Source organism: Paenibacillus nuruki, from assembly GCF_001721045.1.
Classification (GTDB): domain Bacteria; phylum Bacillota; class Bacilli; order Paenibacillales; family Paenibacillaceae; genus Saccharibacillus; species Saccharibacillus nuruki.
Genome location: NZ_MDER01000028.1, coordinates 71666 through 84731, shown reverse-complemented (window position 1 = coordinate 84731; position 13066 = coordinate 71666). Strand labels below are relative to the sequence as shown.

Annotated in this window: 13 protein-coding genes; 2 read left to right on the top strand and 11 right to left on the bottom strand. The window is 40.6% G+C overall.

The genetic code is table 11. The features are described 5' to 3' along the window. Positions 1-90 precede the first annotated feature (90 nt). Positions 91-1389 (top strand): aminotransferase class I/II-fold pyridoxal phosphate-dependent enzyme, encoded by a 1299-nt coding sequence (locus tag PTI45_RS04100; protein ID WP_069326272.1) that lies wholly within the window; start codon positions 91-93, stop codon positions 1387-1389. 167 nt (positions 1390-1556) lie between these two features. Here the strand turns inward: PTI45_RS04100 and PTI45_RS04095 are convergent, their stop codons facing one another. The 8 genes from PTI45_RS04095 to PTI45_RS04060 all read right to left on the bottom strand — a co-directional run bounded on the left by PTI45_RS04095 (position 1557) and on the right by PTI45_RS04060 (position 9625). Beyond that, on the bottom strand, positions 1557-2261 hold the full coding sequence (locus PTI45_RS04095) for an ABC transporter ATP-binding protein (RefSeq protein ID WP_069326271.1): 705 nt from the start codon (positions 2259-2261) through the stop codon (positions 1557-1559). Next, positions 2258-3061 (bottom strand): ABC transporter ATP-binding protein, encoded by an 804-nt coding sequence (locus tag PTI45_RS04090; RefSeq protein ID WP_069326270.1) that lies wholly within the window; start codon positions 3059-3061, stop codon positions 2258-2260. Before PTI45_RS04090 ends, PTI45_RS04095 begins: the two co-directional genes overlap by 4 nt. A 65-nt stretch (positions 3062-3126) precedes the next feature. Further along, on the bottom strand, positions 3127-4395 hold the full coding sequence (locus PTI45_RS04085) for a branched-chain amino acid ABC transporter permease (protein WP_069326297.1): 1269 nt from the start codon (positions 4393-4395) through the stop codon (positions 3127-3129). A gap of 9 nt (positions 4396-4404) precedes the next feature. Next, positions 4405-5391 carry a branched-chain amino acid ABC transporter permease gene (locus tag PTI45_RS04080; RefSeq protein ID WP_069326269.1) on the bottom strand — a complete coding sequence of 329 codons (987 nt, stop codon included), beginning with the start codon at positions 5389-5391 and terminating at the stop codon, positions 4405-4407. Between the two features lie 131 nt (positions 5392-5522). Next, positions 5523-6734 (bottom strand): branched-chain amino acid ABC transporter substrate-binding protein, encoded by a 1212-nt coding sequence (locus PTI45_RS04075; protein ID WP_069326268.1) that lies wholly within the window; start codon positions 6732-6734, stop codon positions 5523-5525. 490 nt (positions 6735-7224) lie between these two features. Continuing rightward, a complete protein-coding gene (locus PTI45_RS04070) occupies positions 7225-7845 on the bottom strand; it encodes a TetR/AcrR family transcriptional regulator (RefSeq protein ID WP_069326267.1) in 621 nt (206 codons plus the stop codon). A 107-nt stretch (positions 7846-7952) separates the two neighbouring features. Continuing rightward, on the bottom strand, positions 7953-9104 hold the full coding sequence (locus PTI45_RS04065; protein ID WP_069326266.1) for a YhgE/Pip domain-containing protein: 1152 nt from the start codon (positions 9102-9104) through the stop codon (positions 7953-7955). Between the two features lie 248 nt (positions 9105-9352). After that, positions 9353-9625, bottom strand: a complete 273-nt coding sequence (locus PTI45_RS04060) for a DUF6809 family protein (RefSeq protein ID WP_069326265.1) — start codon at positions 9623-9625, stop codon at positions 9353-9355. Between the two features lie 180 nt (positions 9626-9805). Here PTI45_RS04060 and PTI45_RS04055 point away from each other — a divergent pair, with 180 nt between their 5' ends. After that, a complete protein-coding gene (locus tag PTI45_RS04055; RefSeq protein ID WP_069326264.1) occupies positions 9806-10072 on the top strand; it encodes a hypothetical protein in 267 nt (88 codons plus the stop codon). A 175-nt stretch (positions 10073-10247) separates the two neighbouring features. Here the strand turns inward: PTI45_RS04055 and ald are convergent, their stop codons facing one another. From ald to PTI45_RS04040, 3 genes are all read right to left on the bottom strand, one after another. Next, positions 10248-11384 carry an alanine dehydrogenase gene (gene ald, locus PTI45_RS04050; protein ID WP_069326263.1) on the bottom strand — a complete coding sequence of 379 codons (1137 nt, stop codon included), beginning with the start codon at positions 11382-11384 and terminating at the stop codon, positions 10248-10250. A gap of 232 nt (positions 11385-11616) precedes the next feature. Next, positions 11617-12300, bottom strand: a complete 684-nt coding sequence (locus PTI45_RS04045) for a PucR family transcriptional regulator (protein WP_069326262.1) — start codon at positions 12298-12300, stop codon at positions 11617-11619. Then, complete coding sequence (locus PTI45_RS04040) at positions 12273-12830, bottom strand: hypothetical protein (RefSeq protein WP_069326261.1); 558 nt, start codon at positions 12828-12830, stop codon at positions 12273-12275. Before PTI45_RS04040 ends, PTI45_RS04045 begins: the two co-directional genes overlap by 28 nt. Positions 12831-13066: the final 236 nt, after the last annotated feature.

Below are 13066 nucleotides of genomic sequence, written 5' to 3'. Positions count from 1 at the left end.
AGGGCAGCAGAAATCAGGCGAACTTCTACTGTTCCATTATCATCAGGTGCGGCTGATTCATTATTTAACAGACCTGGAAGGATGAAAACGATGAACCCACTGGCTGGACAATTGAACGCGAAATTGAAAACAGATAGCCCTCACATTTATGAGATGCTATCCACTCTTGGTAAAGAGATTTATTTCCCTAAAGAAGGTATATTAAGCCAATCGGCAGAAGCATCAAGCCAGGCTAAAAAATATAATGCAACGATTGGAATTGCAACCGAAAATGGCGGGCCCATGCATTTGAAGGTTCTACAAGATTCGTTGTCTGCTTTTGCACCTAAAGATCTGTATCCTTATGCTCCTCCTGCTGGCAAACCAGAATTGCGCAATGTATGGCGTGAGAAAATGATCAAAGATAATCCTTCACTACAAGATAAAAAATTCAGCAATCCTATCGTAACCAATGCGTTGACTCATGGTCTAAGTATTGTAGCAGATCTGTTCGCAGATGTAGGCGATGCTGTTATATATCCAGATAAAAACTGGGAAAACTATGAACTTACTTTCGCAGTTCGTCGCGGAGCTGAGATCATCACTTATCCATTATTTACAGAAGAAATGACATTCAATAGTGATGGATTACGAGATGCTCTACTCGCGCAAAAAGAAAAAGGTAAAGCGATTGTTGTCTTGAACTTCCCAAATAACCCAACAGGTTATACACCAAGTGTAGCAGACGGTAAAAAAATTGTAGCTGCCATTAACGAAGCCGCTGAAGCTGGAATCAATGTTGTTGTGGTTACCGATGATGCTTATTTCGGATTGTTTTTCGAAGATTCTCTACATGAATCGTTGTTCGGATCATTGCTTGACTTGCATCCTCGTATTTTACCGATCAAAGTCGATGGTGCGACAAAAGAAGAATATGTATGGGGATTCCGTGTCGGTTTTATCACGTATGGCGCACAAGATCTTGAAGCGATTGTCGCGTTGGAACAAAAAACATTGGGTATTATCCGTGCAACTATTTCCAGCGGACCACACCCATCCCAGACATTTATTTTGAAAGCATTACAAGACCCTAATTTCAAAGCACAAAAAGAAGAAAAGTTCCAAGTGATGAAGGGCAGAGCGAACAAAGTTAAAGAACTGCTCAACACTGATCAATACGCAGACACATGGGAATACTATCCTTTTAACTCCGGTTACTTTATGTGTTTGAAATTAAAAGATGTCTCTGCTGAAGATGTACGTCTACGCTTATTACGTGAATATGAAGTCGGTACAATCGCACTAGGTGCACATGATCTACGTATCGCTTTCTCTTGTATTGCAGAAGAATATTTGGAAGATCTGTTCAACTTGATCTATCAAGCGGTTCAAGATGTGAAAAAAGGCTGATTGATTTATATTTAACTTTTCTTATTTATAAGCAAAAAGCTCCTGTCGAGATCACTACACGACAAGAGCTTTTTTTACTTTGTATCCATAAAGACTACCATCAGTGACAATAAGAACAACGTATTTTCTGTAGCGGTTATATTCAACTATGTTCAAAACCAATGAACTTATGCCAAATAAGCTTCCCTCACCTGATTATTCGTCAGAAGTACCTTCGCATCATCCTGCAAAATAATCTCCCCTGTCTGAATCACATATCCCCGATGCGCAATCTGTAGCGCTTGATACGCATTTTGCTCTACCAGTAGAATCGTCATTCCTGTACTATTCAACTCCTGAATAATCTCAAAAATCTGATCTACCAATACGGGAGCCAGTCCCATCGAAGGTTCATCCAAGAGTAGAATTTTGGGATTCATCATTAGTCCTCTAGCAATCGCAAGCATCTGCTGTTCTCCACCACTCATTGTTCCGCCAGTCTGATGATAACGCTCTTTGAGCCTCGGAAAATAAACAAATGACTTTTCAATTCGCTCTTTGATTAGCTTTTTACTTTTGACTGAAAAAGCACCCATTTCCAAATTCTCTTTCACAGTTAAACGTGGAAAAATACGTCGTCCTTCCGGTACATGAGCAATCCCACTTTGTGCAATCACATGCGGTTCAAGCGAGGTAATCTTTTGGCCATCGAACCAGATTTCACCTTTAGTCTGTACTTGACCGCAGATTGATTTGAGTGTCGTAGATTTGCCTGCACCATTAGAACCGATCAATGTTACGATTTCGCCTGCTTTGACTTCTAGATTGATTCCTTTGAGTGCTTCGATTCCACCGTAAAAAGCTTGTACATTGTTCAATTCCACCAGACTCATATCTGTATCTCCTCCTCGACCGCACTTTTACCGAGATACGCTTCGATCACTTTCGGATTAGAACGAATATCTTCTGGTCCACCTTCAGCAATCTTTTCTCCATGATCCAGTACAAGAATATGATGAGATAATTCCATCACTAATTTCATATCATGCTCAATCAAAATAATTGAAATATTGAGTTCTTGCTGTATTCGGCGAATCAATCCAGTCAATTCAGATGTCTCACGAGGATTCATGCCTGCGGCGGGTTCATCTAACAGTAATACTTTGGGCTTAGCGGCAAGCGCGCGGGCAATTTCTAAGCGCCGCTGTGCTCCATACGATAGACTGCTTGCTTCTTCGTTATACCACTCAGCAAGACCTACGTATTCTAATAATCGATAAGCTTCACGTTGAGCATCATGTTCTTCATGACGGACACGAGGTAAATTTAACAATGTGCCGACAATCCCTGTTTTGAGATGAATATGCATACCGACCTGCACATTTTCAAGAACCGTCATACTCCCGAACAAGCGAATATTTTGAAAAGTGCGTGCAATCCCACGACTGGTAATCCGATCAGGCTTAATATTCACAATCGATTCTCCATCCAGTTCAATATTACCTTTGTCCGGTACATATATGCCTGTAATCATATTGAAAAAAGTGGTTTTCCCTGCGCCATTGGGACCGATTACTGCTGAAATCTGCCCTTTAGGAAAATCAAAATTCACTCCGTTTACAGCTGTCAATCCACCAAAGCGCTTCATCAGATTAGTCACTTTCAACACATTATGTTCTTGGTGATCACTCATTCATATGCTCCTTTCTAATTGAATATTGCCCGATTGATTCGCTATTCCCCTTAGTCCGATCGCCTTTAATCAGGTTGTACCTCTGGCTTGGATAACGGTGGTGACGGATCTTTGACCGCTTCTGGAGGAAGTTTGCGATTTCTAGCAGCAATCAATCCATGAGGACGGAAAACAGCCACCAGAATCAAGATCATACCGAAAATAAAGCGTTGCATTTTAGAAGGAGATAACGCATTCGGCACTTCAAAAATCCCTTGCTGAGACAATTGATTAAGCCAGCTTGTAAATTCAGTCAATACCTGCAAATTCAGAATCGTCACTAGACTTGCTCCTAAGATCACCCCGGGCACACTCCCCATTCCGCCCAATACGACCATCACTAGAATCGTAATCGACTCAATTAATGTAAAGCTGGTCGGATCAATAAAGGTCTGCTTCGCTGCGAATACCACACCCATCATCCCTGAAAAAGAAGCTCCAATTGCAAAAGCCATCAACTTGGTACGGATGAGCGGAATCCCCATCGACTGAGCAGCAATTTCATTTTCACGTACTGCTTTCCATGAACGGCCAAGACGTGAATGTTCTAATCGCCTTACAGCAAAGATCACAATCAACAATATCCCGATCACAATAAAATAAAATTGATGCGGAAAGGTGAATTGAAAGCCAAACAAATCAGGCGGTTGAATCGAAGACAAGCCCATGGCGCCATTTGTAATATTGACCGGCTTTTCTAAATTGTTAAAAATAATACGAATGATCTCCCCGAAGCCCAGTGTCACAATCGCTAAATAATCACCTTTGACACGTAGCACAGGCAGACCGAGCAATATGCCGAAGATCCCTGCAATAAAGCCACCAATAAGAATAAAAATCCAGAAGCTTCCACCGGATAACGGAAAGAGTTCACCCGAGATAAAATTATTGGCTTGCCCTGTCGCAAAAATGCCGTATGTATAAGCCCCTACAGCGAAAAAAGCAATAAATCCCATATCCAACAATCCTGCAAATCCTACTACAATATTCAGCCCGAGTGCCATCGCTACATAGATACCGCACTGGGTCGCCACTTCCATATACGATTCACGTGAGGTGCCGCCTGAAGTGGCAAATGGAATTACAATAACCAATAAAAAAACAGCAATACTCCATTTCATCCCGTTACTAAAAGACGTATAGTACAACAGCAACAGCGAAGCCAGCATCAAAAGAAAGGCAGTGACCGAACGATCGATCAGATAGACAGCGCCTGCGGTTACAAGTATAAATGCGGCTAATAGTAATCCTTGTGCAAGTTTATTCGCTTGCAACATCGTTTGTATCTTTCCCATCGGTGTCACCTACACTTTCTCTTTGATTGCTTTGCCGAATATACCCTCCGGTTTGAAAATCAATACGATGATCAGAATCATAAAGGCAAAAACATCTTTGTACTCTGCTCCAAAGTTACCACCTGTCAAAATGCCCAGATTCGATGAAGCAAACATTTCAAGTACACCCAGCACAATCCCGCCGAACATCGCACCGCGAATATTTCCGATACCTCCCAGCACAGCGGCTGTAAATGCTTTGAGCCCTAAAATAAAGCCGATATACGGATCAATCGTTCCATATTGTTGTGCAAATAATACCCCTGTTGATCCACCCAGAGCAGAACCGATAAAAAAGGTTAATACAATCACTTTATTCACATTGATAGACATCAGCGAAGCTGTTTCTCGATCTTGCGCAACTGCACGCATCGCTCCGCCCCATTTGGTACGATTTACAAAAATATCAAGCCCAATCATTAATACAATCGCAATAGCAAAAATAAACAAAGTATTCGCTTTGACGGAAGCATCGGTAAACCAGCTGGATATCGAAGAAAGAGGTAATTGATAACGTTGATCAAATAATTGCGGAGTGCTGATAATATAGTTACCTGTTTTGAGTTCAGCAATAAATCGAATCACATCTTGCAAAACGAATGAGACACCAAATGCAGAGATCAATAAGATTAACTTGGGCGCTTTGCGTAACGGTCGATAAGCTACCCTTTCGATCCCGACACCAAGCGCACCGGTGACCAGCATAGCAATCAGAATAATCAGTACATACGATAACCATGCCGGCATGTCGGTTAACCATCCTGCTCCTTGAAAAATAAAAAGCACCGCTGTCTCTACAAATGCTCCGGTCATAAAAATCTCACCATGCGCAAAGTTAATTAATTCGAGAATACCGTATACCATCGTATAACCGAGTGCTACAACCGCATAGATTGCGCCTAGCGCCAGACCATCAATCAATACTTGAGGTAAAGTTTGCAAAATACTTGAGAACATTCAGTTACTCCCTTCATACGTTCATCGTCATTTAGCTATAGGATGATTTTGCAAAAATTCTCTAAAACAAAAGCCAAAAGATGTGTATATCACAGCACATACCTTTTGGCTTTTGGTGTACATCAAAGTTTTTATTTGGCAGGTTGAGCAATCTCTGCTTCCAGTGACCCTGGATACGTGGCATCTGCGAATTTGTAAATAAAGACTTTCGCATACGCATTGTCCCCAATATCATCAAAGCTCACTTTAGTTGCGACACCTTCAAAATCTTTGGTCGCACGCACAGCATCTCGTACCGCATCACGAGCAGGTGCTTCTGTTCCTGAACCCATCGCTGTTTTGATTGCATCTAACATGACCGTCATCGAATCATAAGCATAGACAGAGTACCCTTCTGGATTTTTACCAAAAGCTTCTTTATAACGTGCTGTCCATTCTTGTCCATCTGGCAATTTACTAATATCTCCTGCTACTGAACTGTACAATGCCCCTTTAACATCTGTGCCAGCAATATCCACTAATCCTGAAGAATCCAGCGCATCTCCGCCCATAATAGGAGCCATAATCCCTTTATCTCGTGCTTGCTTAATCAATAGACCTGCTTCTGCATACAATCCACCGAAAAATATAAAATCGGGCTTTTGGGTAGCCGCAATATTAAGTACACCATTGAAATCTTTTTCACCGACGGTGATTCCTTCATAACCAGAAATAGTTGCTCCTTGCGCTTGAGCCGCATCACGAAAAGCTTCCGCCAATCCCTGACCGTAAGCTGTTTTGTCCTGTATAATAAAAATGTTTTTGGCACCTACTGTTTTGACAGCATACTCAGCTGCCGCAGGGCCTTGAAAATCATCACGTGCCACAACACGGTTCACCACTTTGAGTTTGCGATCTGTAAGTTCTGTAGCGGTACTTGCAGGGGAGATCATCGGAATGTTGTATTTTTCGTAGACAACCGAAGAAGGGATAGATACACCGGAGTTCAAATGTCCAATAACGCCTAGCACTTGTTGATCTGCACCGATCAATTCAGCATTGGCTACCCCTTTTTTAGGATCACCTTGATCATCATAAGGAACCAATTCAAGTGAGTATCCTAATTTGGTAAACTCTTCTTTGTGATCTTCCATCGACATCTGAGCGCCAAGCTTAATCGCTTCGCCTTGGATAGAGCTACCACCGGACAATGGGGATTGCGTAGCAATTTTGATCACTTTATCACCTGTGCTTGCAGTCGAATCACCAGCTGAACCCGAAGAACTTGTTGCTCCATTTCCACACCCTGCTAGTAATCCTGTAATCAATGCTGCGACCATCAACCCACTCCACTTGCTTCTCATCATAATCCCCCTTTAATAATGTTAACTTTAGTAACATATTAAATTAACTATGTTGCTTATTTCTTACATCAGTATAACGATATCCATTATATTATTCAATTAGAATTTATTTCTTCTTATCCCAAATAATATAATTAATATTGATTATTAACTGATTTATGCTTATTATACTGTGAAATTTTAGGTTATCAATACTTATTTTATTCTTTTTAACTGATTTATGAATTAAAAAGTTATTATTTTATAAGACCTCGCTACCCTTTTATCAATGTGAGCTTATTGTACATAATCATTTAATACCTTTATAAATAAAGCTTAAATAGCTCTTTATGTTATTTTATGTAACATTTAGTTCAGAAAGAAAAAGCCAGAATATGATCTTATCTTCGTGGTATCCAAAGATAAAATAAATTCTGGCTTCACTATAGAATAACTTTAAAAATAACAGCCTCAGTCACACAACAACTTGAGTTTTTTCACATTTGGCAACTTACTTATTATCGATCTGTTCAACCGTACAACCTAATCCACGCAGAATATAAACAATCAGTTCTTCTAGCGGATCGCCTTGTTCTACAAGCTGAATATCTAATAATGTTACTATCGTTAATGACTTGGCTTCATTACTGCCAAATAAAATACTGCCCATTACCTGCAAAAAGGTATGATCTAGCGAATGAAAATGGAATACACCTTGTTCCCGACCTGCTTCTAGGTAATGGCGAAGTAACAACCATACCGGAAGAGTATACTTTTGAATGATATCGATCCGCTCCGAATGTAACGTAAATTCCTGATGTACAATATCCGAAATCTCAGGATCAGATTTACAAAAGCGATACATCTGTTCAATCAATCGCTTCATACCTTGAATCGGATTCATTTCTTCATGGCGAAGCTGTTCTGAAAATACAGGAATCGGGATAAATTCCTGCAACATCGCTTCGAATAAAGGCTCTTTCCCACCATAATAGTAGGACACTAGAGAGATATTCGCATTTGCTTCTTTGCAGATTTCTCGTACCGAAGTCGCTTCAAATCCTTTAGTTGCTGCTAATTTTTTGGTTGCTTGTAAAATTCGCATTTTAACATGGTCTTCACCTTTATCCACCACGTTCACTTCCCTGCCTCTAATTCCTTAAAGCCGAAAATAAATCCATTTGCAATAACACTCTGCAATGTTAACGATTTCCAGCTCATATTCTCTCTATAATACCATCAAGATTCGGCGACCGCTACCAATGGTGAGACAGGCATCTTATCTTTGCGTAATGACGTTGCAATAGCAATCACAATAAGAGCAAAGACCATAATAAGTATAAGTGCCAGACAATCTTTGCCTACACCGGTGCCACCGAATAATAGATTCATTAATCCTTGTACAGCATAGGTCGCTGGAAAAGCAGACCCGATCCACTGGTAAAAGTCAGGTAGTAATTCGCGCGGCATCATCGCTCCCGAAGACACCAATTGTACGGACAAAATCAAAATATTAAATAGCATACCCGCCATATCAAATACAAATAAAAACATCTGTGCAACCAGCATAAATGTTAATAAGAATAGCGCTTGGAAACCCCATAACGCCATAAATCCATGCCCCAATTGCCCACCGAACAAGGCGACGAGAGAAGTACCTACCAGTGATACCACAATCGAAGCACCTGCGGTAACTAACAAACGAACCGACATGCGTGACCAACGTCCAAACCGACTTGCCAGTGCTTTGGATGAAATTTGAAAATTCTGTCCCATAATCATTGCCCCTACATAGGAAGCTAGGATCATCATCATTGGAACCATCTGGTTGTTCATACCTTGTACAGGATTAACCGATTGAATATCCGACACAACACGCTGAGACATCATCGTTGCCACTGTTTGTGCTTGATCATCGGCAAGTTGTCCAGCAAATACACCTTTAAGCCCACTTTCAACAGCCGCTCGATTAACAGTGGCTGTCACTTTGTCCGCAATCGAAGTCATCATATTTTTGATCATAATTGGATTGGATTCATTGATAAAATAATGCAATTGCGCAGGAGTCTGAGATTGTACAGTTGATGAAAAATCAGCTGGAATCTCAATAATCATCTGTACATCACGTTGTTGCAATTGTTGCTGAGCTTCAGCTAACGTCATTCCTGTCTGCACGCCAACAGGTAGTGAAGATTGTAGATTGGTAATCAACTGCTCCCCGTACACTGTATCTTCATTAACAACAGCTACCTTCAATTGATCCAACCGATCTGTTATCCCGTGATAGCCTGTCATCCATACAATTGTAAAAATAAGCTGAAACAAAATCGCTGTGGCAATCCCTACTTTGGTTGTAGGTAATTTCATAAATGCTGCAAAAATAGATTTCATATTTCCCCCTGTATCGGCTATGTCTACCGTTCACTTTATTTTGTACATTTAAACAATCGTTTTAAACGACTGTTTGATAACTATAGATTTTGAAAACGATTACTGTCAATCTTTATTTTAAATTTTATATATATGGTGTTCGGACAATAAAAAAGGCATCTAGCAACTTGCACCAGATGCTTAGAAAATATGTAATTCTATATAAAGAATATACATACTCCTCTACTATTATTTAATCTGTACTGACCTTAACGTTCTCCTTTTAACACCTCTATCATCAATTCTCCACCTAATCGAAATCCATATGTAAATGAACCTGCACGATCCATACTATTTAACTGGTAATACAATTCCCACATGGTTTCCAGTTCTAGCCATTCTTCTGGAGAAAGCTTCACTTTCCACTCTGCCATTTTTGCTGATATTTGCTCACTGATCTGTGTATATTCTGCGCTCTGAGATACAGCTTTTTCACCGGGACGTAAGTTGCCGTAGTAGATACTTTCTAACAGACTGCTCATAATTTTGTATCCTTTCTGTAGTTGAGGATATATTCAATAGGATTGGCTGAATACCTTATAATCATCATATACTACAGAGTGAGCAAGCCTATTTATTTATGCAAAAATCGCATACATTTAGTTTAAGATGACTTTAAATACTATAACTAGATATATCCCAATTGAAGGAGGTATTTATTAATGAAAATGCGTATTCCATTAATCGTTTTATCTTTGGGGATAGCCTTATTCTTGTCCCATTATGTAGGTCTTGTCTGGAATGATAGTGCTAAAAATGTATCTTATATGTTATTTATGGTAGCACTAATATTTGTATTTGAGAAAACAAAAATCAGTGAGAAAAAAGTCAATGTATTTGCGGGGATTGGCGTAGTAATAGTTGGTTTACTTTTTGAAATTGTGACTGAGCCTAAAGACTGGTCTTATCTGCTTGGAGTGTTAACTTAGGATTCTACAAATGTATAATTCAATATACTCTTCTTTTCTTTTTCGCAAATGGAACATATAAATATGTATTGTTGTATAGAAGTTAGGTATCTACAAACAAACTAAAGTAGCTAGCTAACCAAAAAAAGAGCTACCGCCTCTCCCTCGCAGTAACTCTTTTTGATTTATCCAACCCTCAACTCAACGCCGCAAAAGTCTCTACCAACGCTTCATTCACATCCACATGCGTATATCCCAGATCTCTCGCCACCGCCGCATACGTCATACGTCCCGCTGCTGTGTTCACTCCTAATTTCAAAGCAGGATTACTTTCCAAGGCTACTCTCAATCCTTGATTCGCAATCTGTACAACATAAGGTAACGTTGCATTCGTTAGTGCCATCGTCGATGTTCTAGGCACAGCACCCGGCATATTGGCTACTGCATAGTGTACCACGCCATGCTTCATATAGGTTGGTTCGTTATGCGTCGTAATCCGGTCAATCGTCTCAACAATTCCCCCCTGATCGATCGCTACGTCAACAATCACAGAGCTAGGCGACATGGATTGTACCATCGCTTCAGTCACTAATTTCGGTGCTTTGGCTCCGGGGATCAGCACGGCTCCGATCACTAGATCCGAAGCGGCTACCGCTTCTGCAATATTGTACGGGTTGGAGATTAACGTCTGGATCGACGAGCCAAAGATATCTTCCAGTTGACGCAATCGGTCTGGGTTCAAGTCCATAATCGTGACATCGGCTCCCAAGCCAATAGCCATTTTGGCGGCATTGGTTCCGACCACTCCACCACCGATAATCGTCACTTTTCCTTTTTTCACACCCGGTACACCACTGAGCAAGATACCTTTTCCTCCATGAGGACTTTCAAGGAACTGTGCACCGATCTGACTTGCCATACGTCCAGCTACTTCACTCATTGGCGTGAGCAATGGTAAGGTCCGGTTCACTTCTACCGTCTCATAAGCAATCCCGATCACTTTGTGCTCAATTAGAGCAGCAGCCAGCTTCGGTTCTGCGGCAAGATGGAGATACGTGAATAGAATTAAGCCTTCACGAAAATAACCATATTCGGAGGGTAACGGTTCTTTCACCTTTAACACCATATCTGCGGTAGCCCACACTTGAGAAGCTTCGTCCAGCATCTGTGCTCCTGCTTGTTCGTAGACACTATCGGTAAATCCACTACCTGTGCCTGCTCCAGATTGAATATAGACCTCGTGCCCTGCTCCGCTCAATGTCGCTACACCCGCAGGGGTGATGGCTACCCGATTCTCGTTATTTTTAATTTCTTTCGGGACTCCAATTCTCATGCCAGTTCCTCCTTTAAGGTACGTGCTTGCTCTACCTCATCATTATAGGATAGATAAAATGTCATGTAATCGTCTAATTCCCCAAATTTGAAGGTTTTAGTTTGTGTAAAAATACAAAAGATTATCTTATATGTTATATAATCTAACCCGATCATTTTCAATAAGCAATAATACTAAAAAATTGATCAGGAATTTTACATGATAAGACAATCTTTATACTACATATATACCCTTATTGAGATTCTTCTAATAGCAAAAGCTTGATTTCCAAATATAAAGTTACTTTTTGCGCCATACTGTTCAGATCGATCTTGCCTACTTCAGCGATTCGTTTAAGTCGATAATTCAAGGTGTTGGTATGCACATGCAATTGTTGTGCGGCTAATTTGGCATCACTATTGTGATCTAGAAATACAGCTAATGTATGCAGTAAGTGACTATGATGCTCTTGATCATAAGCGGCTAGCGTATCCAGTGGCGAAGTATACGCTGGAAATTGCTCGGCTTCTTGCTTCATTGCATACAGATAACGGTAAAACCCTGCCTGCGGATAATATAAGATCGAAGATGTCTCAGGTAATCGGCGGTGTAACATCAATAGATGCTGTGCTTCGTTATAACTACGACTAATCTCTAGCAATGATTGCACCACACTACCTGCTCCATACTCAATAGAAGAATGTGGCAGTAAGGTATAGAGACGATCTACTAACGGAATAATCGTTTTTTCGACAGCAAGAACTGAAGGAGCTGTTTTGGCTGTACTACATAATAGAATCAATCGATGTTGTTCTCGTACGTGAAGAACAATGCGTACAGCATGTTCGTTAGCGGCTTGAGATGCTTTTTCTAACCAATCGTTTATTGGCGCGCCATCCTCTTGTTCGATCATAAGAATGTATGAATACGCAGGCATTTGAATACCGACTTCACGGGCTTGGATGAGAGCTTCTTGTTCTGAAGTAACCGACCTTTTAATAAACGATTGAAAAAGTCGATACTTTGTTTACGCTTTTGCATTTGAATCATTTTGGATGCGGCGAGGTTAGCACTATATTTTAATTGATGGATTTGCTCGGGGGTAAACGAACCGTTATTTTCAAGCAACCAGATATAACCGATCACTTCATCATAGTGTCGGATTGCGATTGCCATTCGATTATTGAGACCCACCTGACTCATACCCTGCACATGTACCGGTTCCCATGTGTCTAGTAGTTGTTGCATAGCTCCTGATTCGTACAAGGCTTGCACCACATCTGCCGGCACTTTGCGACCCACGATCGTAGCGATGCGTGCAGGATCAGAATTAGGATCATGAGAACTATATGCCAGCAGGCGATGTTCTGCATCTTCTATCGTTACAGGGGTATCCATCACTTCGCTTATTTTTTCGACCAATGTTTGTAAATTATCAATATCCACTTCGTTGATTTTTGGGATCATAGTACACCACCTGTAGTCAGCAATTTTACCCGTTCGATACATGATAGGCTTTATTGAATATACTGTTTTTTTCTGGAATTTACAATTCTGGATAATTAAATTGACATTCATTGCAAAAAAACCTGTTGCTCCTGATCCACCACATGAAGAGTAGCAGATCGAACAACAGGTTTTAGATAGAAATCATATCATTAGATGATTATTAATAATCGTGGAAGAAAGTTCGACATAAGATA